Genomic DNA, 23,753 nt, shown 5'->3' with positions numbered 1-23,753 from the left:
CCGGCGATTACGCCGGTTGCGTCGCTCGGACGGCTTGCGCGATAGCGCAAACGTCCGGAAAGACGAGTTCCCCCCCTTGCCCCGTCAAATTGCACGGGGACACCCCCCCAGACGACTGACGACCCAGGCAAGCGACCCTTGAATCGTCAAATTGCATGGACGGTGCACCCCCTCTCGGCGCAGTGCCTGGCACGGGACGCAGGCAAGATGCCTGCGACACAGCATTGTCGTAGCCGATGGCGGCCGCGCAACTTTTCCCGAACCCGGCTTGCATGACGGGCAGCCGCCCTCGGCTGTTGCTCGCCCCCCTTGAACCGTCATAATGGCAGGGGCGCCCCCCGTAAGTTGCGCGCAGGGTGTCACTCTACGTGTCGTAGTATTTGCATTCCTGTAAATACGGCTCTAGGATCGGGGGTCGTACACGGAGGGGACTGACTTGAAGATGGTGGTGAAGATTTTCGTGGGACTGTTGGTAGTGGTCCTGCTGGCAGTGGTGGTGGCGCTGGTCGTCGTGGAGACGAAGTATCACGCGTTGATTGCGTCGCCGGTGATCGCCGTGGAGTCGGTCGCGGACCCGAATGCGTCGATTCGGGTATCGGTGCGGCCACCAATGGCGTTGGAGTTGATCCGGCCGAGATTGGAGGCGCAGGGGGTGCCGCCTTGGGCGGTCGCGAAGGTGTTGCCGTATGAGGCAGGCATATTCCTGACGCCGCGATTCGAGACGGGGCAGTTTGGCGTGAGGATCTCTGTCAACGAACAACGGTTGGGACCGGTCATCGCCACGGCGCCGAGTCAGATAAACTTGCCGAGTCTGTACCCTTTTGTACAGTGGCAGTCGGATGTAATGACAAGTAATCAACGAGGCGAGTTATCTCTGGACGCAACCACGGAAGTGCCTGCGCTGGGGGCTCAAGCGGTACAGAAGTATTGGGGGCAAGTATTTGATCTGAAGCGCCCGGCGTTCGAGGGAGGGCACCTCCTGGAGGCGACTATCGACAACCGGGACGGGTCACTGTTTGCGTTGCTGGCCACCCTGGACGCGAACAAAGCGCCGCGCATTGGACTGCCCCTGGACGACTTGGCAAAAACGCTGTTACCCATTGCAACCATTCGAGTTAACGGAGATCTGGAGTCGGCGGATTCGCTCCGGATTTCGTTTGTTCTGGACTGTACGCCGGAGTCGGAGGACAAGCAAGTCTCGACCACGGATTTTCAATTGGGCATGGCGCTGGGTGCGGTAGCAAAGCAGCTCCAGGACAAGCAGGGGGTCATACTGAAGGGAACCCGCCGCATCGCTGGAGTGAGCATCGCGGGGGAATACACCCTGTCAGGAATTCAAAAACTGCTTTAACAAAATTTTAGCACCATTTGACAATAATTTATGGTATGCTCTCTTCGTGCCCGCTGGGTCGAAAGGGAGCATTCATCCAATGAGAAAGAGAAACGGCTTCACCCTCATCGAATTGTTGGTTGTCATTGCCATTATTGGAATACTTGCCGCCATCTTGTTACCTGCTTTGGCTCGCGCCCGGGAAGCCGCTCGCCGGGCAAGTTGTCAGAACAATCTCAAGCAAGCCGGTCTTGCGTTCAAGATGTACGCAGCCGAGTCGCGCGGAGAGAAGTTCCCCCAGGTCAGACACTTGACCGGTGACCTGTGCGATCAGCCCAGTTTTCACTTCTTCCCGCAGGGCAACTCGCTGTATCCCGAGTACGTGACGGATCCGAACATTTTTGTATGTCCTTCGGGATCGAATGATCGCAGCGAAATCGACCGAGGCTATTGGAGCGTTGGCGAAAACCCTGCAAATGGCTGGGCGCCGTGCCGGTTCGATTCGATATCGTACGTGTATGTTTCGTGGCTCGTAGACAATGATGTCTTAACGAGCGCAGGCGCCAATCCCAATGATATTGAACCGAGCAATGCACTCGACATTGTGTTTCTGACAACGTTGGCAAACACGTTTGTTGCCGTGAACGGCGGCGACTTCAGCATGCTTGACGATGACATCGATCTTGCCGGCCACAGCCGCGGCGACTTGACGGCCTACCGATTGAAGGAAGGTATCGAGCGCTTCTTGATCAGCGACATCAACAATCCTGCCGCGTCGAGCCGGGCGCAGAGCGAGATTGCGCTCATGTGGGACAGCCCGAGCACGGATGCGGCGGAGTTCAACCACGTTCCAGGCGGCGGCAATACGTTGTATCTGGATGGTCATGTCACCTTCGTGAAATTCCCCGGAGATTTCCCGATCACGACGACGATGGCCTACGTGAACGGCGAGTTGGCCTAACCCGAAATCTGCACCGGCTCAAACGTGCGCCGGTTACTGGGAATCGTCCGAAACGTGGTTTGTGCCGGCTGAACCGCGTCGGAACAGCCTGCGTATAGACTCGTAGAGCCGCGCCCACACACTTGGCTTCGGCAGGGGCGGAGCGTCCATCACCGGAACGGGAGTCGCCGCGTTCTGAAGAGGCTCGCCGGTGCTAACCTGATAGATGTACGCGAGGGCATGTCTGAATTCGCGCGCGTCCTGGAAGCGGTCGTCGGGCTTTTCCGCAAGCGCCTTCTTCACGAACGCGTTGCACTCCAACGGAAGATCCGAACGGAAATCGGTGATGCGCAGGTTGGTCTTTGGCAGCTCCCCGGCCAACATCTCGAAGAACATGACGCCCAACGAATAGATGTCGGCCCGCTTGTCCACTTCCGCGGCGCTGATGCGTTGTTCGGGCGCCATGTACTGCTGTTTGCCCAAGCTCACGCCGATCATGGTGAAGGCCGATTCGACATTGAGCAGCTTCGCCAATCCAAAGTCGAGCAGTTTCACCGAACCGTCCTGCAGGACCATCACGTTGTCGGGTGAAATGTCGCGGTGAATTGTGAATTGATGCGCATGCTCAAGCGCGTGGCACAACAGACTCAAGACCCGCACCACGGAGCCGAGACCCATCTTCCCACGCTTCTTCATCCATTTGAAGAGGCTGATGCCGTCGACATACTCCATGGTATAGAAGATCAGTGAGCCAAGCTGGCGCGCATCGTAGACCTTCACGATGCAAGGATGGTTGAGCTGACGCGCCGCGCGCACTTCGCGCACAAACCGGTTCACGGCGTGCGAATGCGTAACGTAGTGAGGAAGCAGAGACTTCAATGCGAGACGCTGTTGTGTCTCCCGGTCGTTGACCAGATAGACGATGCCCATGCCGCCACGCCCCAGGACTTCGATTACCTCATACCGATCGGCGATCACGTCGCCGGGATCGAACCCTGCGGTGACCTTACGGATATCGGGGCCGTCGGGCGAGAAGGCCCCTGCGCTATGATCGGTATCAGAACTGCCCATCTGCCCTCCTGCCTTGGCCGGACGGTATGCAAACCTCTTGATATCCTACCACAGAAGGAGGCAGGGAAAAACTTGCCGATTTGCGATTGTCAGAGCGGATCGGGCGTGATAGAATACCCAGGATAGGATTGCGATTCTGACTTCATACAAGATGTTGGGGCGTTGAGTTCACATCACCGAGACGAGCCGGTCAGTGAAAGAACCCCAGTAAGGCCGAAAAGCACGTGTCACCTGGAGCCATAGACGAGCCCGGTAAGGACAAGGAAGGGACCGACGCATCGGCCCCTGCGCCGAACCCTGATTCGGAAGCTTCGCAGACGCTGCTGGACCAATCGGAGTTGGACGCTGTAATGGCGCTCGTCGCTAAGCAGCGCGCCGAGGCCAAAGCAAAAAAGAAGGCGTTGGAGTCGCAGTTGGCAACTCCCCCACCGCCCCCTCCGCCGGTTCAAGTCGAGAAGGCCAATTTGGGGCCGGTGAAGCAAGCGGAGCTGGACAATGTCCTGGCTCAGCGCGATGAGCCGCCCAAGGAAGCTGCGGCGGAGATGCCCGCAAAGGTCGTAGCGCAGGAGACGCCGGTTAAACCTGCACAAGAGCCGGCCCCGCCGCCGCCACCCCAACCGGCAAAGCCTCAACCCACTGCAGTTACGCCCGCGCGTCCTGTAGGGCAGAATGAAATCGACGCGTTGATGCGCGGGGAAATCGATCGCTTGCTGGCGACAGTAACTCCCCCTGTGCAAGATGCCAAACCCGCAGACAACCAGCAGGATGCAATCGTCGATCAGGATGAAGTTGACCGCCTGCTTGCGGCAATGAGCGCTCCGGCACCGCCTAAGCAAGAACCTCCCGTGACGCCTCCTCCCGCGAAAGAGCCCGAAGCGCAATTGAGCACAACGCTGGATCAGGACGAGATCGATCGGATGCTCGCGTCCGCGAAGAACCTGGAGCGTCGTGATTCCGAAGTCGTCCAGAAGGCGCACGAACGGGCCGAAACAGCAGCTTCCCACGCTGCCGCACCGATGCCGACTGGGGGTACGCTTTCGCAGGAGGAAATTGACAACCTTCTGCACGCCGATGCAACGGATGTTCCGCTCGACAATTCCGATATGGATGCACCGATCGTGCCGTCGGGGGTGGAATCGCCCGTTTCGATGGATGCCGTAATCGGCCCAACGCAAGACGATGCTGTCCTTGCTCAAGAGGACGTAGATAGCCTCCTGTCTCAGATCGGCGCGACGTCGATGACCCAGCCAGACGAGGACGATGCGATCCTTGTGGATCCCGTGGATCGTGCAATTCGGGCCAATGCCATGGAAAGCGTGAGCCTGGAAAACCTGGCAGCGGCTGTTCCCAGCAAGGACACCGACGACAGCATCTTGTCGCAAGACCTCATTGACTCATTGCTTGCTCAGGCCAGCCAGACCGCACCCAAGCCGCCCGCTGAGCCGGTTTCAGCGTCCGCGCCTTCCGAGAAAGAGGTATCTGCGCTAGATGAAATTAGTATTCCGTCGTCAGAAGAACTGACGTCTCATCCTCCTGCAGGGGCAGGCGTTGTAGAGACGAGCGGCGCAGTTCATCTGAGCGATTCAGACATGGCAGACATGGGCTTTGCACCGGTGGCAACGCCATCGGAAGCCCCGTCTCGCAGAGCGGAAGACTCGGAGGAGAAGCCCAAAGAAACGGGAGTTGTGGCACGCCTCCGCATCACCCGTACGCCGTGGCCGCGCCCGGGCCTCAAAGAGTGGACGGCAATCGCCGCAGGGTTAGCGCTCGCCGTGGCTTCGTTCTTCTTTTTCTCATCGAAGATGGAACCCAGTGTGCCGGTTGCCGAGTCCACAGAGCAGCACGTCGAGACGCAGCAGCCCATACAAGAAGCGGAGGCGACCCCACAAGAGCCGACACAGGAGGTGACTCCTGAGGCTCATCCCGAAGAGTCTCAGACGCACGCCGAACTTCCGCCGGAACACACTACTCCCGTGGCCGAGACTCCGGAGACTCCCGAGACGCATGCGTCGGCTCCAAGCGCAGAGGATGCCAGATACCGCGAGATAGAGACTGCGTACCGTGAGCTACCTAAGAGTCCGAAGGAATCGGAAGTAGACAAGCTTCAGGAAGATATCGATACCTTCTTGGCATCGTCACCCAATTTCCCCAACGCTCCCGAAATGCTTCGGTGGAAAGCCGAACTCTACGAGCGCACCAACTTGCCGATGGCCGCGTTGGACGTGTACAAGCAGATTCTCGATCAGTACAGCGCGGCATCGGGACAAGACGCGACGCTCCTCGCCATGGGCAAGGTGTATATGTCGATTAAGCGTCCGGAACAGGCCGCTGGGGTATTGCAGGAATTGCAGGATAAGTATCCCGGATCCCCGCTTTTGCAGGATGCGCGCCTCCTTATGGGCGATTCACAGCTTGCCTTGGGGAAGAGAGATGAAGCGCGCCGCCTCTATACGCAAGTGGCGATGGGAGAACCCAATACCTACCAAGGCTCGGTGGCCTACGGGAAACTGGGCGACATGGAAGTGGAAGATGGACGGTTTGGCGAAGCGATCAAGCTGCTGGAAGCACGGCTGGAAGTCGCCACGTCCACCGAAGGACACGAGCATATCTACATGACGCTCGCGAATGCGTATAAGCATTCGGGCAGACTGCCGGAAGCAGAGAAGACGCTACGGGAACTGATTGACTTCTTTCCCGAGTCCGAGCTTGCGCCGAAAGCATACGTAGAGCTTAGCCGCGTACTGGATCAGGCGGGCAGGAGGCCCGAGGCGCTTCGTGTGGCGACGTATGCGAAAAACCGCTTTCCGGAGGACGGCGAACTTCTGCGCAACTACTCCGCGATGCAATCATTGGTCGGTGACGAGAAAGCCGCCGCGCAAGGTTTGGTTGAAGGAATCCGTTCGGGAGATCGGACCCCCGGGATACTGCTGTCGGCTGCGAAGAGCCTGGGAAAGATCGGCGATTTCGAGGAAGCAAGGTTCAACCTGGATCAACTCATGTCGCTTTATCCGACATCGCCGGAAGCGTTCGACGGGCAGATCTTACTTGCTCAATTGCTTTACAAGAATGGAGACGCAATCAAGGCGCTGGAAAACCTTGATGAGATGGAACAGTTGTACGCCCGGAAGCCGCAGCGGTTGCCGATTTATACTGCGCGGGGCGGTATATACAAAGACTTGGGGCTTGCGGAGAAAGCCGCTGGGGACTTCGAGAAAGCAGCGGAGCTTACGACGGAGTCGTCGGTTTTGGCGGAATGCGCCGAAGCCCTTTTTGAAGCGGGTATCTATGGCAGCGGCTTTGCTGCGGCCAGCCGGGTAGATCCGGAGAAGTTGCCCGACCAAGACGCTTACAACTTTCTTGTGAGCTACGGCAAAGCACTCTTCAACGGAAGGACCGATACTGCCGTGGCGAAACTCGAGGATGCAGCGAACAACTATCCCGATCTACGCACCAAAGAAGGCGATCAGGCATTGCTTCGCGCATACATGGAGACGGGCAAAGAAGCAGCGGCTCGGGTTTTGGTCGCCAACATCGAATCTCGGTCGCGCAGAGACTTGACGAAATTGGCCGATCTTCAGGAAGCGGCGCTCATGTTGGGTGAGCATTTCTTTCAACGGGGCGATTACCGCGCAGCGGCAGACACGTATGAACTGGCCGCGGATCCGCGTGTGCCGGATAGTGCCGACGACGTTGCATGGGCGAAGTATCAACGAGCCAACGCACTGTTGTTAGCAGACAACCCCAAGCAAAGCCTGGCGCTGTTCAAGGAAGTGGGCGCGTCGGAATCGCGCTGGAGTGAAGACGCCAAGCTGAAGGCGCAGTTCATTGAATTGGCACTCAAGCTGCGCTTGCCGATCTCGTTGGCAAGCGCCGCGCATGCGTTACCTGAACCGACACCTCCCCGCGCTGAGACACAGGCCGGCCAAACGTCACAAGCGCCTCCGAACACACAGGAGCCGGCCACTGAAACGGGTGGTTAAGGACGCGACCGTGGGACCCGACATCTATAGCCGCATCAAGGATTGTCTTGAACGTCAAATTGCCGCGTATGAACTTATGCTGAACGAGTATCCAAGCTCGGATGAAGCCGATCTGGATTCCGATTTGGAGGGCATTCTTGCGCGGCAAACGGAATGGACTGCGTTGTCCCAGGATCTTCAACGTGAAATGAAAGTCCTATTTGAGGAATGGCAGCGCAACAGCACCGCGAGCGCTGAACAGCACTCTGCGATTGATGCGCTCAGTTCGCGAGTTGAAGAGATCGCAGCACAACTCATTTCGCGTAACGACGCCGCCGTGGCGCGCATTGATCAACGTTTGAAGGAGGTCGGCGAAGAGTTGGGCCGGGTGCGCCAGAACCGAATCACAATGGGCCGGTATCGCCCAGGCAAGGACGAGCCCGGTTTTATGGACAAACAGATCTAGTCTGTAATTTGCCAAGGCGCAACAGAGGATTGAAGCTCATTGCTTGCGCGCATGACATGGAGAAAGGCCATGAGAGCTTTTTGCAGACACGTTTTGTTGGCGGGTAACCGCTGTATGGTTTCCTGCGCAGTCCGCAGACGTACGAGTTGTGACCTATGCGTTTGTGTGTTCGCGGGAAATGCAGGGTAGGACCGAGTCACAAATTCAACATGCCCAATGCCGAAATGGACATAAAGGCGCTGGCGGAGGCCTTCGAGCTCTTCACGCGTACGACGCAGTCGATGGAAGAATCGTATCGTCTGCTCGAAGCGCGGATGCAGGAATTGGATCGTGAACTGGCGGTCAAGAATCGCGAACTGGCATTTACCAGCGATTACCTTCATTCGATTCTTGAAGGGATGTCCGATGGCGTGATTGCGGTGAACACGGACGGAATTGTCACGACGTTTAATCAGGCCGCCACACGCGTACTTGGATACCGCGCCGATGAAACCATTGGATTGGCTTTTTCCGATGTATTTGGACGTGAATTTCCTGCCCCGCCGGGGCGAAATGCCATGGAATGGCGTACGAAAAGCGGTGAGCCGGTGTTGGTCAGTGAATGCGATTCTCCGCTGTCGGATCGTGACGGCAAGCGAATCGGCAGCGTAAAGGTATTTCAGGATCTCACCGAAATCGAAGCGCTGCGTACGCGCGTGCGGCAAAAGGACCGGCTGGCCGCGCTGGGCGAGATGGCGGCAACGGTTGCGCACGAAATCCGCAACCCGCTGGGAGGCATTCGGGGATTTGCCGCTTTGCTGGCGCGGGACATCGAAGAGGACGATCCGCGCGCGCGGCTCGTGGACCGGATTCAGGTCGGCGCGAAGGAGTTGGAGCGAGTGGTCAACGAGTTGCTTGAATACACTCGCCCCATTCAGCTTCAGTTGCAGACCGTATCGTGCAAGGAGGCCGTAGAGGCTTCCCTGTCGTACTTGACCATTGACTCGTCGATGATCACGGTCAGAAACGAGGTAAGTCCGGACCTGAGAGTGATGGCCGATGCACATCGCTTACGGCAAACCCTAATGAATATCCTGCTCAATGCCGCTCAAAGCATCGAATCCCGTGGCGAAATCCGCGTATGGGCGGAAAAGGACTCTGGGCTTGTACGGTTAGCCGTTTCCGACACGGGATGCGGCATGTCGGCCGACCAACTGGAAAAGGTCTTTTCGCCGTTCTTTACGACGAAGGAAAAAGGAACCGGACTTGGCCTTGCGATAGCTTCGAAGATTGTAGAGAGTCATGGAGGCGCCATTCGCGTCGAAAGCGAACCTGGCAATGGATCGACGTTCTACATCGCTTTGCCAAGTACGGAGTAGAAACGCCAACTGAGCATGAGAGCCTTTTACAGATTCCCGGACGCTTTCAGGAAGGATTAGTTGTACAGATGGCAAAAGCACAGATACTCGTCATCGACGACGAAACGCTGATGCGCGAGTATGTTCAAGAAGCACTTCAGCGCGCAGGACATTCCGTTCGTTCGGTATCGAATGGCAAAGACGGAATAGAAGCGTTTCGCAAGCACGGTTTTGACGTCATCCTAACCGACCTCAAGATGGCGCCAGTGGATGGACTGGAAGTACTCAAGACCATCCGCGACGAGAGCCCGGTAACGCCTGTCATCATGATGACGGCCTATGCCACCGTGGAAACCGCCGTGGCGGCATTGAAAGCGGGTGCGTTCGACTACATTCTAAAGCCGTTTACCCCCGACGAACTCGAAATGGCGGTCATCCGTGCCATTGAACGCGAGCGCATGGCTCAAGAGAACAAGTATCTGCGTTCGGAATTAAACCAGCACTACGACTTTGCCGCCATGGTGGGCGAAAGCCCGGCCATGCGTGCCGTGTACGAACAAATTAAGAAGGTGGCGGACAGCCGCGCGACGATTCTCATTCGCGGCGAAAGCGGCACAGGGAAAGAACTGGTCGCGCGCGCGATTCACCATTCGGGTATTCGGCGCGAGAAGCCGTTCATCAAGGTAAACTGCGCCGCACTGTCGGCCGGTTTGCTGGAGAGCGAGTTGTTTGGCCACGAGAAGGGAGCCTTCACCGGCGCACACGAGCGCAAGATCGGCCGGTTCCAACTGGCGGATACGGGTACGTTGTTGCTCGACGAGATTACGGAGATAAGCATCGAGTTGCAGCCGAAACTTCTGCGCGCCCTGCAGGAACGTGAATTCGAGCGCGTGGGTGGAACCGTGCCGATTCAGGTCGACACCCGGATTATCTGCACTTCAAATCGCAACCTGGAAGAGGCCGTCGATAAAGGACAGCTTCGGGAAGACTTGTTCTACCGTCTAAACGTCATTCCAATCGTCTTGCCGCCGTTGCGCGAGCGAAAGGACGATATACCGGCGCTCATGGATTTCTTCCTCAAGAGATTTGCACAAGAGAACGCGCGTCGTATCACGGGATATTCTGATGAAGCTCGGACGCTCTTCATGGAATACGATTGGCCGGGGAATGTGCGCGAGTTGCAGAACACGATTGAGCGAGCGGTGGTGTTGTCGACGGAGCCCTTGCTCAAGCCGGAGCATTTCAGCTTGAACCACGCGAGGTTCGGCGCAAATGATACGCGCAGTGCATTGACGGTGGGTGCGACGGTCGCGGACATGGAGCGACAGCTCATCTTCAAAACTCTGGAGCAGTGTGGTCAGAACCGCACGCACGCGGCAAAGATACTGGGGATCAGCGTACGTACACTTCGAAATAAACTTAAGGAATATGCAGAGTAGCCTCGCGGGGATAGAACAGGAATTGTCTTGAGTAGACTTGTCGTTCATGAAGATCACATCGAACCTGTTCGAGGTCTAGTCTTTGCGCGGTCGTCCAAAGGCCATGCGCTAAAGGCTTCGGACCTCGAACGCTGGTTGCGTCTCAACCGCATGGTCTTCAAGACCTCCAAGGTCGACATCCTCATGAATGACCTGGACCTGCCGCTGCTCCGTACCCTGATTGAAACTGGTACTGAGTTGGACACGCGCGTGTCTTTGCGCACCGACTGTTCGTCTCCCGCTCCGCGCGCAGCGGATTTGCAGACCCTGGGCTTGCTGGACGTGTGCTTGTGTCCAGGCAAGGCAGGCGCAGACGTGACTGGATGGCTTGCGGCATGCAAGGAAGCCGGTATTCTCGCGCGCGTCCAGATTCCCTTGTCGTTGCTTGTTGGAACCGTGCCCGCGTGGATCGAGGAAGGTCTCACGTCCGAATGCGTCAGTTCCGTGAATATCGCCGCCTGGGATCCGTTTTCGGGCGTAGCAGTCCCTGACACTCAAGCGGGAGGTTCGGCCCTCCAGAAGATGAACGAGCTCGCGCGCGAATTATCGGGACGAGAATTGGAAGTGAATTTACTTCACGTGCCTTTCTGCTATATCGACGAGGCGAATCGACCGTTGGGAGTTGGTACGCGTCAATTCTATCTGGAACATACGCATTACCAGCGAGATGCCTACGAACTTGCCCGAAAACTCTACACGTGCGGCCCAATCCGCATCCGCCAGATTATCTTGACGCTCCTGGGGATTCACACGTCGACGGACAACCCAATCGATCGTATCTTGCTGCCGTGGATCTGGAGTACGCCGTGGGTGCGCGCACGCGCATGGGCGGCACATAAGATTCTACGTCACGTTGGCTGGCGCAAATGGGAGTCCGAGGGTGATGATATTAGAAGCATTCCCGAGGCAGCACCGGCGTCAACGATCGAAGCATGTGCGGGTTGCAGGTTACGCGCGATTTGCGATGGCATGGTGGAGTCGCTTGCGGGACTAGCGCCCAGACCGGCGAACGGCGAGCCCATCACCGACCCATTCCATTACTCGACAAAGAGGCCGATGTTTTTCGATGCGCCTGATAGCGCACGGCTGGCAGAGAACACCCGATGGGCAGAGTTGGCGGAATGCGCCAATGCGACGATTCGAAACAGGCCTCCCGATCGCGAAATCGATTCATTCTCGTACTCGGTTGAAGGAAACTGGAGTTTCGCCGCGCCGGGCAGTCTGCGCTGGTACTCGTTTGCGCGCTCAGAAAAGCTTTCGACGCCGATCGCGCGGCTGGATCCGCCGTTCACCTTGTCGGTGACAGTTGGTGGTGGAATTGCGGAGTATGTAGGCTTCGCATTGGGACGCGCGAGCCGCATCATGTGCCCGATGACGGCGTATACGCACCGCATCGTACTGCACGTCGAGGCGAGTGGACACTACGTGTTGCTTCGCGACGGACGCCCGGTTCGCCCGGTAGAGTTCTCGGGCAACTTCTATGTGCCCACCCAACTGGGCGCGGCGCTAGAGCCACGTATTTGCGTGCGCAACATCGACGGCACCATTGCCACGCAGGCCGTACAACTCTGGCAAGGCCGGTCTGAGTCGCAGACGGACTCTTCGAGGAAGTCGGTGTCGATCGTAACCGTATGCACGCGGTATGCGCGGCGGCTGCAAGCGTGTTTGCTGAGCGTAGCTCATCAGCGAGAAATAGACCTTTCGCAGGTGGAAGTGCTTGTTGCTCATGTCCCTGGACTGGACGCGACAGGTGACGTGATAGACAGTGTAAGGGCAGCCTATTCCGACCTGGATATTGTCACCCTGACGTTCTCAGAGTCGCTCGGCAATGCCAAAGGCCTGATGCTTAACGAGGCCTTCGACAAGGCCCGCGGCGAATGGGTCATGGTGCTGGACGCGGATGTGATACTTCCCCCGACGATGCTTTCGCGAATCGTCGCTCTATCCGCAGACTGCAAATTCGTTGTGCCGGATGGACGCAAAATGTTGGATCGTGCTACTACCGCGCGCCTGCTGTTGGGTGAGGTTGCCCCATGGGAGACCTGGGAAGAACTGCTCTCCGGGCCGGGAGAGTACCGGCGACGAGAAGTCGATGGAGTACCCATCGGCTATTGTCAATGTGTGCGACGCGAATGCCTTGAGAAGGTGCGCTACGAAGAAGCGAATCACTTTGAAGGGGCTGACTGGCGTTTTGGGAAGGACATGCGCGACATCTTTGGCGAAGAGACGCGCTTGAGCGGTATGCCCGTTCTTCATTTGGACCACGGAAGTAGCAACTGGTACGGAGCTACGAGACATTACTAATGGATATTGAATTGCTGTTTCGCGACTGTGCACTCATTAGCGTGGATATACAAGAAGGCGACAGGCCTGAACCCATCACGGACGAGGCGCTGCCACTCGACTGGCGCAAGATGGGTTTTACCGCGGACGATGTGAACGCGGCCAACGCGTTCGGATGGGACGTATGCTTGGCTAACGCCGTACGAGTCGTGGAGTCGTGCAGGGCCGCGAACGTTCCCCGTGTGTTTCTACACTGGGGGTATCAGTTCAAGGACGGCATGGATCTGGACCCCGTTGTGCGCGCGACCATGATCCGAAACCACGGGACTGACAGCGCCAACTGGTCGGGATACATTGGAGACAAAGGATCGCAGCCTGCGGGTTGCCTGGGTATTCAGCCTGGCGAATATGTCCTTGCGAAGACGGCTCAAGACGCGTTTATCTCTTCGAACATCGGCTTCGTGTTGGCCAATTTGGGTGCGCGGACGCTACTATTCATTGGCGGTCACACGGAAGCGTGCTTGGGCAAGACGGCTACCTCGGCAAAACGGCTTGGGTATCGAACTGTCTGCATCGAAGACGCGACCAGCAACGCGCGTGAATCGACGCGTCTACGGGGAATCGCGGAAAGTCAATTCGACGCCGTGATGAAGACGGATGAGTTTGTGACGAAGATACGGCAGCGGTAGACTGCTTGGCGGCTGTCCAACCAAATAGAGCGACACTGATGCTTCAACACGGGTTATCGCAGTCTGTTTCTTGCGTGCTATATGCCATTGCGCTTGTCACGTGCGGACTACTCGTGGCAGATGCGCAAACGACAACCCTGCCTGCATTTCCCGGAGCGGAAGGCGCGGGATCGACAACTCCAGGCGGGCGCGGCGGCACCGTTCTCTCTGTAACGAACCTTGATGACGCAGGTCCTGGAAGTCTGCGCGCGGCGTGCGAAGCAAAAGGCCCGCGAATCGTCGTGTTTCGCACGGGGGGCCTGATCGAACTCAAATCCCCGCTTAGAATCGAAGAGCCTTTCATCACGATCGCGGGGCAGTCCGCGCCAGGAGGCGGCATCTGCTTCAAAGGTTACGGTTGTGTGATTGCGACGCACGACGTTGTGATACGGCACGTGCGATTTCGACCTGGCGACATTTCAGGGAAAGAACAAGACGCACTGGGGATCGTGAATTCACGCAACGTTGTCATCGATCACTGTTCAGCGAGCTGGGGCACGGACGAGACGTTGAGCGTAACGGGAGATTCGCGCGACGTTACCGTTCAATGGTGTGTGATTTCGGAAAGCCTGAATCATTCGATCCATCACAAGGGGGCACACGGATATGGCTCCTTGTTAAGGGCACATGATGGCACGTTCACGTTTCACCACAATCTGTACGCACATCACAACAGCAGAAATCCGCGCCCAGGGGGGTATCCGGATAAGCCGGGACTGTTGCTGGATTTTCGGAACAACGCCATCTATGACTGGGGTGGTAAGGCGGGCTACAACGCAGACGACGTGATGCGCATGAATTACGTCGCCAACTATCTGAAACCCGGAGTCTCCACCAAAGACAACGAACGGAGCGTTGCGTTCTCAATCGGGGGCACGGGCACAAAGATCTATGCATCGAAAAATGTCATTGAGGGATATCCGACAGTCACCGGCTACAACCTGTATCTTCTTCGTTTCCCGGAGAATATCGAGAGGCAGGCGCTTCGCGAGATGATGCTGTCTACGCCATTCGACACACCCACAATCCGTGAAGAAACGGCGGAGGCCGCGTACAAGCGTATTGTGACGGAAGCGGGCGCGACCCTTCCCGTTCGCGATGGCGTCGATGCTCGCGTGCTGGAAGATGTGCGCTTGGGGCGCGGCACGATAATCGATTCGCAGACAGCCGTTGGCGCATGGCCGGAGTATGAGCGCGGTTCGCAGCAAACCGACACCGAAGAAGATGGGATTCCCGACGTTTGGGAACAGGACCATGGGCTGGACAGCAAAAATCCCAATGACGCTCAGAAAGATACGGACAAGGACGGCTACACGAACATTGAGGAATTTCTGAACAATTCCGACCCGGCCTCTGGAAACTGACCTCATAAAGTGTGCCATAGTCCGCAATTTAATCGGCGCGATTGAGCGCCGACGCAAATTGCTCACGTGCAAGACTTTGAGTCTTTGCCAAGAGGATTTCTCGCAAACACACTGGTTACGAGAGGGATTCAAATATGTTCGTGAGAAATCCGAGATAGCCCCCCCTATTCCCCACTCCTTCATGGCGATTCCTGGCTCGAAAAGTCTTGCCTTCCGGGCGCACTTACTGTACTTTAGCTTCCGGTCAACTCTTGGCGTGACGGCGTCGAGGGAGTCTCTGCAAGGCACCCATTTGGGGTAAATGCGTGGGGAGTAGTGTCCCTGTGCAGGAGGACTTTAGCGTGTCCTGGCTAAACCGTGTCTACTTGTGCCTTTTCGTGTCCACTTCAGTAATGAGCGCATCTGCGCTTGCGCAGAACGGCTTCGTCAACTTCGAGACATCGCAAGTTCATCCCATCGACCTCAGCCCGGATCGCACCACATTGGCGGTATGCAACACGGCGGATGCGCGAATTGAGTTGTTCGATGTAAGCACTGGAACGCCCAATTCGATTGGGTCCGTTTCTGTCGGCGTGGATCCGGTAACGGTCCGGTTCCGGTCCAATTCGGAGGCTTGGGTTGTCAATCATATCTCCGATAGCGTGAGTATTGTCGATATCACGGCGAAGCACGTGACGAAGACGCTGCAAACCAAAGACGAACCTTGCGATGTTGTGTTTGCGGGTTCGCCGGAAATGGCGTTCGTATCCTGCTCGCAAGTGAACACCATTCAGCGTTTCGATCCCGCGAATCTCGCGACTCCGCCCACGGACATCGCCATTCAGGCAGAGGACCCGCGAGCTCTTGCCGTTAGTCCCGACAAGACTAAGGTCTATGCGGCGATATTTGAGTCGGGCAATGGATCGACGATTATCGCGGGAGGCGCGGCAGGCATAGGCACATTGGGGTTTCCACGCAACGACGCGCTCGATGATGTTACAAATCCCTACGCGGGCGTGAACCCTCCGCCGAACGACCCCAACGATACCAAGCTTCCCGACGGTCAGGTTTGGTTCCCTCCCAAGGCTGCCAACGGCACTCCCCCGCGTGTGGGTCTCATTGTGAAAAAGGACGCAGGCGGAGTCTGGCGCGATGACAATGGCGAGGATTGGAGTCCTTGGGTTAGCGGTGCGAGCGCAACGCTTTCGGGGCGCTATACCGGATGGGATTTGGTGGACCGGGATGTAGCCATCATTTCCAATCTAAATGCTGTGTCGCCCAGTGTTGCGTACGCGGATCGATTGATGAACCTCTGCATGGCAATTGCCGTGAACCCTGCATCCGGAGAAATCACTGTGGTGGGCACGGACGCGACAAACGAAATTCGTTTTGAGCCCGTCATCGGTGGGCGATTCTTGCGCGTCGAAATCGGGATTGTGGATGCTTCGAATGCCACGAACATCAGCGTAGTTGACTTGAATCACGCCCACCTCGCCGCCGCACAACCCGGTGGTGTGGACCCGTATGAGACGTCCACGGTGCCGCAGTCTGAACGGAACAAATCGATTGGCGATCCGCGTGGAATCGTTTGGAATGATGCAGGCACGCGCGGATACATCTCAGGCATGGGCTCCAACAACGTCGTCGTTGTTCAGTCGGATGGCGAACGCGTAGTCGCAGGCCAAACCATTGAAGTTCGCGAAGGCCCCACTGGGCTGGCGTTGGATGATGTCAACGGGCGCTTGTATGTTCTGAACAAGTTTGACGCTTCGGTTTCTGTCGTTTCGACTGCTAGCGACACCGAGGTCGCGAACGTTCCCTTCTATGATCCGACGCCGCCACCGATCAAGATTGGACGCAAGCACCTCTACGACACGCACAAAAACTCTGGGCTGGGGCACACGGCGTGCGGGTCGTGCCACATCGATGGGCGTATGGATCGCCTCGCGTGGGATCTTGGCGATCCAAGCGGCGCCGTGAAGGTGTTGAATGGTGACGCGCCTGGACAACACAACCTAGGCGCAGGCATTCCGGGGCTAACCGGCGGATTCAACAATTTCCATCCGATGAAGGGTCCAATGACCACGCAGACTCTGCAGGACATCATCGGGAAGGAACCGCTGCATTGGCGAGGAGACCGAGACGGTTTGGAGCAGTTCAATCCGGCGTTTATGGGACTTCAGGGGGACGATGTAATGTTGTCGCCCGTTGAAATGCAGCAGTTCGAAGACTTCCTCGCTTCGATCCATTTCCCACCGAATCCTTACCGCAATTTTGATAACTCGCTTCCGACGAATCTTCCCTTGCCCGGGGAATTCGCCTCGGGCACCAAGGATCTGCCCTTGGGCACTCAGTTGCCCAATGGCAATGCCGTCAACGGGCTGGCAATTTATCGTAATCAGGGCAGCCCAGCAGACAGTCCGTTCACGTGTATCGTGTGTCACACCTTGCCCATTGGGGATGGCACGGACACCGTTTTGCAGGCAGGGGTTTTCCAGCCGATTCCGCCGGGGCCGATGGGACAACACCACGTGGCACTGGTTTCAGTGGATGGATCGACCAATAAGGCGATCAAGATTCCCCAGCTGCGCAATCAATTCGACAAGGCGGGATTTCAGCTCAATTCGGGAGCGCCCAGTCTGTCGGGGTTTGGGGTACTGCATGATGGCAGCATCGATACGTTGGCTCGATTCTTCTCCGAGCCGGCTTTCCCCAACGTGAACACTGACCAGAAAGTGGCCGATCTTGTGGCACTGGTTCGCAGCTTCTCAGGAGGATTCAGTTTTGTCACTCCGTTGCCGGGCGAGCCACCAGGAGGCATGAGCAAAGACGCGCCCGCGTCCGTTGGTAAGCAGACCACCCTGGACAGTGCCGCGAAGGATTTGTCAGAACTGACTGCGATGCTCGCGCTTGCCGACGCGGGTCAGGTAGATGTCATTGGCAAAGGTGTTGTCGCGGGAATTCCGCGCGGCTGGGTCTATGTTGGAAGCGGGATGTGGCAATCGGATGTTGCGGCAGAAGGCGCGATATCCACGGCAACGCTGTTAGCATTGGCTGCACCTGGCACAGAGATAACGTTCTCCGTAGTTCCTGACGGCACGGGAATCCGTGCAGGCATTGATCGGAATGCCAATGGACTCCGAGACGTTGACGAGTTGGGCCCAGGACCCGGTGTCCCTGCCGCGACCTATTGGGGCCTCGTACTGTTGGGGCTTGCCATGATGCTGGTGATGGCATTATCCATGAGGAAGCTGGCACCGCGCGCGGCCTAAGCAACATACACAGAACCTGACTATCGAGGGCGCCGTAGATGCGGCGCCCTCTTGCTTTTGACGCTGCAAGTTGCTTGTCAGGTCTGAGGTTTCTGGGCAGGCTTGACAGTCAGCGAGAGCACCATCGTGATCACTAGTATCGAAACGGTTACCGAAAGCGACCACAAGACGGGGATCTTATAGATATCCATCAGCAACATCTTCGCTCCTACAAACACGAGGACAATGGCCAAACCGTAGGACAGTAAATGGAATCGCTCGTGCATTCCCGCGAGGAGAAAGTACATTGCGCGAAGGCCGAGAATGGCGAAAACGTTTGAGGTGAGCACGATGAAGGGGTCCGTTGTGATAGCGAATATCGCGGGAATGGAGTCGACGGCGAAGATGATATCGACAATTCCGACGAGCATGACCACAACCAAAAGGGGCGTGGCAACTTTGACACCGTCTACGATGGTGAAGAAGTTGTCGCCGACGTAGTTGGAGGAGATGCGGATATGCTTGCGTATCCATTTCAAGGCGATGTTTGACTCAATATCCGGCTCCTGTCCGGCGGCCCACCACATCTTGATGCCGGTAATGACGAGAAACGCGCCGAACACGTAGAGCAGCCAGTGAAACTGCGAAACCAGCCATGTCCCCGTGAAGATGAAGATGGCGCGCAAAATGAGAGCGCCGAGGATACCGATCATCAGGACGCGTTTCTGCGATTCCGCGCAGATCGCGAAGTAATTGAAGATCATGAGAAAGACGAAGATATTGTCGACAGCCAAGGCCTTTTCGATAAGGTAACCTGTCACAAACTCGGTTGCTTTTATGTTAGCGATGGGTTCTCCCCGGGTGCCGCCCAGATACCACCACAACCAACCGACGAATACGAATGAGACCGCCACCCAAATCGCGGACCAAATGGCGGCTTCCTTCATGCTCACTTTGTGGGCGCCTTGCTTGTGCATGGCAAAGAAGTCGAGCGCGAGCGCAATAAGGATGAATGCGGAAAAGAGTAACCACATAGTCGAAGTGCCGACGGTCACCATGAGAGGACCTTTCTGTCTGGGTGCAGCGTGGCGAACGCGAGCAACGTTTACTCAAGTTCACCTTTGCTGGTCTCGCTGCCGCGCGGGTGCGCGGCCTGCGGCGCCGGGCCCGGTTCATCCTCGCCAGGTGAACCCGAGTCCGTGCTGACGACGCCGTAACAATACGGGCGACAAGAAACGCCCGCGAGCTACTCCCCATCAGAGGCAGCGGATTTTAGACAGGTAGCGCGGGATCAGTCAAGTCGCCTCGTGGCTCGATGCGTCCGTGGAACAGGCAAGATTTATCGGAGAGACAAAGCAGTCTGGACTTGAAGGAGGTCGATGTACGAACTCGGAAGCAAGTCCGACTCACGAATGCCGAATTGTTCGCTCAACCAAGCGACTTTCTGGCTGCCATCGGCATCATCGAACTCGTCGGAGAGAACGGCTTCAAATTCGATGAAGTTTCCGAGGTACTCGACAGAATCGAGATGAATACGAACGTTCTTCCAAAGCCAGAGCTTGCGCGTCTTCACCACTACGCCAACCACACCAAAGGCTTCCGCGAGAAGTTCTTTGAGTCCCTGCTGCGCGGGAGTGATGAGGTAGTCGCAGGCTTTCGCGTGGAGGTCGTCCGGTCTGCGGTAGAACACGAGGTGATCGGCGTCGGGCGAGCATTCCCTGAGTTTAAGACGGCCCTTGTCTACGCCGAAATAGGTATCGACCTGATGGAGTTCGCCTTGGGGTTCGGCGTGGATAGACTCACAGACACGGAGCGCTTGTGCTTGGCTCCCGCAGCGGGCCTTCAACTCGATGTTTCTCATAGTTGGCTATACCTACACTTGCTGACGACGGAGATCGACTGCAGACCGAAATTCAGGGAGACTCTTCTCCAGACTTCCATTGCCTTTGAAGATGCTGGAAGAACCCAGCACAAACACGCGCGCGCCGAGATTTGCGAGTATGGCGGCGTTTTGAATATCAATGTTGCCGTCGACCTCGATGTCGACCTTAAGCTTCCGGTATTCAATGTTCTCGCGAAGAATCTTGACGCGCTCGTAGGCCCCATTGATGATGCGCTGTCCGGCAAACCCCGGGTCTACGGTCATGACGAGCACACGGTCGGCTTTGTCGAGCAGGAATTCCAGCTTGGTCAGAGGCGTGGCGGGATTGATCGCAATGCACGGAGATGCGCCAGCCGCGCGAATTTGATCGAGCACGCGATGCGCATGGATACATGCTTCAACATGAATACTTACAATCGTACACCCGGCATCGACAAACCGGTTCACGTAGCGTTCCGGATGCTGGATCATGAGATGGCCGTGGAATGGCAACTTGGTTGCGCGCCGAACGGCTCGCACGAAGTCTTCGCCCAAGGTGATATTGGGGACGAACGAGCCGTCCATGATGTCGAAGTGCAGTTCGTCGCAGCCGCCGGCCTCCAACGCTTTGATGTCATCTTCCAAGCGAAGGAAGTTGGCGCACATAAGGGACGGGGCATATTTCAGTTCGTTGGGTTTCAAGCTAAGACGTCCTTTCGCGAAGAAATGCTTCGACAGCGGCCAAGGTCGGCATGGAAGGTTGCGCACCGGGCGTAAGTGTTGCCAACGCGCCGGCCGCGTTGGCAAAGCGAATAGCATCCCTACGGTGCATCTTCCGCCAAGCCACGGCCAGCGCGGCAGTGAACGCATCGCCGGCGGCAACCGTGTCAATGGCGTTGACCTCGAAGGCCGGCACGTGAAACCACTCGTCGATGGACATGTACAGGGCGCCCTTCGCGCCCAGCTTCAGGACGACCTCTCTCGCCCCGGTCTCAATAAGCCGGCCCGCGCACTTGCGAGCCTCCTCCAATGTGTTTGCTTTCAAACCCGTGATGGCCTCGGCCTCGGTTTCATTGGGTGAGACTATATCGGCCAGTTCCAGGATTTGTTGAGGCACCTTCTGGGCGGGGCCCGCATCGAGCACGGACAATACACTTGCTTTCCTGGCGGCCTTCAGGGTCGCCTCCACAGTTTCCATGCGGGACTCCAACTGCATGACGACAGCATCGAGCTTTGTAAACAGACCTGCCATTGCTTCGATGTCCGCAGGAAGCAACCCGAAATTGGCCGCAGGCACGACGACAATCACGTTCTCGCCTTCTTCGGCAACAAAGATGATGGCGGTACCCGTGGGATCGGTGTCATGGGTCTTGAGGTACGTCAGATCGATGCCTTCTGCACTTAAGGAATTGCGCTGCAATTCGCCGAAAGAATCGGCTCCGACGCATCCGCCAAGCCACGTTTTCGCACCGAGCCGTGCCGCAGTGACGGCCTGATTCGCGCCTTTGCCGCCGGGGATAGTCTCGAAGGATCTCCCAATGACGGTTTCGCCGGGTTTGGGACACCGTGTCACGCGTGTGACGAGATCGATGTTCACCCCCCCCACTACAAGTACAGATGGCGATCCTGTATTGCTCATGACGCCCATTTCCCCCATTGAATCAGATGGCGTGTTCGCTGTCTTCAGGCAGGGATCCGTGGTAAATGACTTCAACCTCTTCTTCCTCTTGTCCCAGAGGAATCTCGGAGGCTTGGGCATTTTCGATCATGTCTTTGAGGTGCGACACGATTCGCGTAAGAATCTGCTTTCCCCCCATGATTTGTTCGGGCACGCACCCGCCCGCCGCTACGAGCACATCCAGAGACGCAGCGCATTCCAATGCATACCCGTGTGCCATTTCGTAGCACTTGATGGATTCGGCAATGGTTTTGCGGCCGAGTCCTTCCGCGATGGTTGGCGGGATAGCTTGGCTCGAGCGCAGTATGCGGTACCACGCATCAGGAATTCCCGCGCCGAGACTATTACCCAGCCCTGAGACCCAGCGGACGAATCCTAGAGCAGCCTGATAAGCGGGAAGGGATTCGTGTTCGAAACTGACCGTTTCGATTTCAAACGTGCGTGACTTACGTGTTGTATCCAGCATTGGACTTTCTAACCTGATGTCCTCGCAAGTACTTCCTGCGCTTCAGAACAGTCTGCTTTCCGCAGCATTCAGTGTCCGGGCGTCGCCTGGCTTAGCGCGCAGGCTTGCGAGGCATCTCTTCTCGACTACCTAAAATACTTCTATTGAACGCTCAACACAATCGTTGCTCACCACCGCCTACTTGGTCACCAAAGTCTCGGATTCACGGCCCTGACCAGAATTCGAGCCCGTTCCGTCATCTTCCGCAGCCGATGGAGGCGGAACGGGAAGCGGCGTCACGTGAGACTCGGTTACTTTACCGGTGTATTCGATTTCGCAGCAACCTCGGCAAACGGCAAATCCACCCGTTTTGCGGCGGAGCCGGAAATCGCGAATCGCGGGATTGTTATTAATCTCTTTCAACGAGTTCGTGCGCACATTTCCGACTTTGAGAATCCAGCACGGGTACACGCCACCTTTTGAACCGATCGTAAGAGACGACCAGATTGCGCGGCAGCCGAACTCTCGTAGATTGTAGCCCTGATCATAGTGGTTGAGCACTTCGTTGTACGGCATACGCGGCATGCGAACTTCAATTCCGGCCCTTTCGGCCTCGCGGAGAGTCGCGCGCAGTACCGTGTCGAGCCGTTTGCGGTCAATCACCGGTTGCTGGAAATCGCCGCGCCCAATAGTCGACGGATCCACATATCCCAGGTTGGGGATGTCGTGGATTCTCGTTTCTGTAAGCAGATTGAGGATTCCCGCGCCCAGATCCTTCACAATCTTCGGCATCTCCGGAAGGCAGTCGAGATTTGCCTCCTGGATAACCGTGTTAATGTGAATCTTCGGGCAGGTCTTCCGCATCTCGTCCCGGTACCGTGACAGGGCGCGCACCCCGGTCGTGCTTCGGTCGAAAGCGCCTTTCTGAGCACGAATGGAATCGTGAATATCGCGTGTGCCATCCAGGGAAATGCCCGCGAAGAAGAATCCACGTCCGCCTAAACGGCGCGCAGCCAGTTCCACGCAACGCTTCGCTCGCTCTTCGGTGAGCATCGTCGCATTGGAAATGAAATGGACGCGCCGCTTGGAGCACGCGTGCTCGAAGATTTGCATGAAATCTTTGCGAACAAACACTTCGCCGCCCGTAAACGTGATGATGCTGAAGCGGCTCGTTTGATCGATGACGTTGAGCCACTCTTCGGTCGTCAACTCGCCGTCGGCCTGGACCTTGGTGGGGACATTCTCCAGCCAGTCGATGTACTGGCACATCTTGCAGCGGAGATTACAGCGCCGCGTAACTTCCATGTAGTAATGAAGCGGAGGAAGCGACCTGCCTTCCCGGAAAAGCCGGAACGGTATCTCCGTATACAGACGAGTGAGTCCCTGATAGAGGCGGGTTATCGTCCCTCTCTTGATGGGGTCATCAGACGTCATGTGAACTCCTTGGTATGTCCGTGTATCACCAAGTTTTTGCGGCGATGCAGACTCAAAAAGGCCCCGACCGTCGCGTAGGGGCAACAATCCGCGATGAAGTGGTATTTCCCCCGGCAAACGGGAGACTTCACATAGGCGAAGCGTTGCGC

Annotated in this window: 17 protein-coding genes; 10 read left to right on the top strand and 7 right to left on the bottom strand. The window is 57.0% G+C overall.

What is annotated here, in order from left to right; all coding sequences use genetic code 11:
- Positions 1-436 precede the first annotated feature (436 nt).
- Together K1Y02_07000 and K1Y02_06995 are read left to right on the top strand one after the other, a co-directional pair.
- Positions 437-1,351 carry a hypothetical protein gene (locus tag K1Y02_07000; protein ID MBX7256093.1) on the top strand — a complete coding sequence of 305 codons (915 nt, stop codon included), beginning with the start codon at positions 437-439 and terminating at the stop codon, positions 1,349-1,351.
- Between the two features lie 79 nt (positions 1,352-1,430).
- Positions 1,431-2,291, top strand: a complete 861-nt coding sequence (locus tag K1Y02_06995) for a prepilin-type N-terminal cleavage/methylation domain-containing protein (GenBank protein ID MBX7256092.1) — start codon at positions 1,431-1,433, stop codon at positions 2,289-2,291.
- A 33-nt stretch (positions 2,292-2,324) separates the two neighbouring features.
- Here K1Y02_06995 and K1Y02_06990 read toward each other — a convergent pair whose 3' ends face one another.
- Positions 2,325-3,341 (bottom strand): serine/threonine protein kinase, encoded by a 1,017-nt coding sequence (locus K1Y02_06990; GenBank protein ID MBX7256091.1) that lies wholly within the window; start codon positions 3,339-3,341, stop codon positions 2,325-2,327.
- Positions 3,342-3,565: 224 nt separating this feature from the next.
- Between K1Y02_06990 and K1Y02_06985 the strand changes: the two genes are divergently transcribed.
- The 8 genes from K1Y02_06985 to K1Y02_06950 all read left to right on the top strand — a co-directional run bounded on the left by K1Y02_06985 (position 3,566) and on the right by K1Y02_06950 (position 18,207).
- On the top strand, positions 3,566-7,321 hold the full coding sequence (locus K1Y02_06985; protein ID MBX7256090.1) for a tetratricopeptide repeat protein: 3,756 nt from the start codon (positions 3,566-3,568) through the stop codon (positions 7,319-7,321).
- A 10-nt stretch (positions 7,322-7,331) separates the two neighbouring features.
- Positions 7,332-7,766: a hypothetical protein gene (locus tag K1Y02_06980; GenBank protein ID MBX7256089.1), complete on the top strand. Its 435-nt coding sequence runs from the start codon at positions 7,332-7,334 to the stop codon at positions 7,764-7,766.
- A 209-nt stretch (positions 7,767-7,975) separates the two neighbouring features.
- The gene (locus K1Y02_06975; GenBank protein ID MBX7256088.1) at positions 7,976-9,124 is read left to right on the top strand and encodes a PAS domain S-box protein; all 1,149 of its coding nucleotides are present in this window, start codon (positions 7,976-7,978) and stop codon (positions 9,122-9,124) included.
- Positions 9,125-9,192: 68 nt separating this feature from the next.
- A complete protein-coding gene (locus tag K1Y02_06970) occupies positions 9,193-10,542 on the top strand; it encodes a sigma-54 dependent transcriptional regulator (protein ID MBX7256087.1) in 1,350 nt (449 codons plus the stop codon).
- Positions 10,543-10,569: 27 nt separating this feature from the next.
- A complete protein-coding gene (locus K1Y02_06965) occupies positions 10,570-12,885 on the top strand; it encodes a glycosyltransferase family 2 protein (protein ID MBX7256086.1) in 2,316 nt (771 codons plus the stop codon).
- Positions 12,885-13,553 (top strand): isochorismatase family protein, encoded by a 669-nt coding sequence (locus K1Y02_06960; GenBank protein MBX7256085.1) that lies wholly within the window; start codon positions 12,885-12,887, stop codon positions 13,551-13,553. Before K1Y02_06965 ends, K1Y02_06960 begins: the two co-directional genes overlap by 1 nt.
- A 38-nt stretch (positions 13,554-13,591) precedes the next feature.
- Complete coding sequence (locus K1Y02_06955; protein MBX7256084.1) at positions 13,592-14,956, top strand: pectate lyase; 1,365 nt, start codon at positions 13,592-13,594, stop codon at positions 14,954-14,956.
- A 341-nt stretch (positions 14,957-15,297) separates the two neighbouring features.
- Positions 15,298-18,207, top strand: coding sequence for a hypothetical protein (locus tag K1Y02_06950; GenBank protein ID MBX7256083.1), 2,910 nt, complete (start codon positions 15,298-15,300; stop codon positions 18,205-18,207).
- 77 nt (positions 18,208-18,284) lie between these two features.
- Here the strand turns inward: K1Y02_06950 and K1Y02_06945 are convergent, their stop codons facing one another.
- The 6 genes from K1Y02_06945 to K1Y02_06920 form a co-directional block, all read right to left on the bottom strand.
- Complete coding sequence (locus tag K1Y02_06945) at positions 18,285-19,244, bottom strand: TerC family protein (GenBank protein ID MBX7256082.1); 960 nt, start codon at positions 19,242-19,244, stop codon at positions 18,285-18,287.
- Between the two features lie 281 nt (positions 19,245-19,525).
- Positions 19,526-20,047, bottom strand: coding sequence for a class IV adenylate cyclase (locus tag K1Y02_06940; protein MBX7256081.1), 522 nt, complete (start codon positions 20,045-20,047; stop codon positions 19,526-19,528).
- Positions 20,048-20,059: 12 nt separating this feature from the next.
- Positions 20,060-20,749, bottom strand: a complete 690-nt coding sequence (rpe, locus tag K1Y02_06935) for a ribulose-phosphate 3-epimerase (protein MBX7256080.1) — start codon at positions 20,747-20,749, stop codon at positions 20,060-20,062.
- A 1-nt stretch (position 20,750) separates the two neighbouring features.
- Complete coding sequence (gene rbsK / locus K1Y02_06930) at positions 20,751-21,686, bottom strand: ribokinase (GenBank protein MBX7256079.1); 936 nt, start codon at positions 21,684-21,686, stop codon at positions 20,751-20,753.
- Positions 21,687-21,708: 22 nt separating this feature from the next.
- Positions 21,709-22,191: a four helix bundle protein gene (locus K1Y02_06925; GenBank protein MBX7256078.1), complete on the bottom strand. Its 483-nt coding sequence runs from the start codon at positions 22,189-22,191 to the stop codon at positions 21,709-21,711.
- Between the two features lie 177 nt (positions 22,192-22,368).
- Positions 22,369-23,604, bottom strand: a complete 1,236-nt coding sequence (locus K1Y02_06920; protein ID MBX7256077.1) for a radical SAM protein — start codon at positions 23,602-23,604, stop codon at positions 22,369-22,371.
- Positions 23,605-23,753 lie beyond the last annotated feature (149 nt).

Source organism: Candidatus Hydrogenedentota bacterium (genome assembly GCA_019695095.1).
Lineage (GTDB): Bacteria > Hydrogenedentota > Hydrogenedentia > Hydrogenedentales > SLHB01 > JAIBAQ01.
Note: the sequence above shows the minus strand (reverse complement) of the source record. Positions and strands in the feature narration are given on the sequence as shown.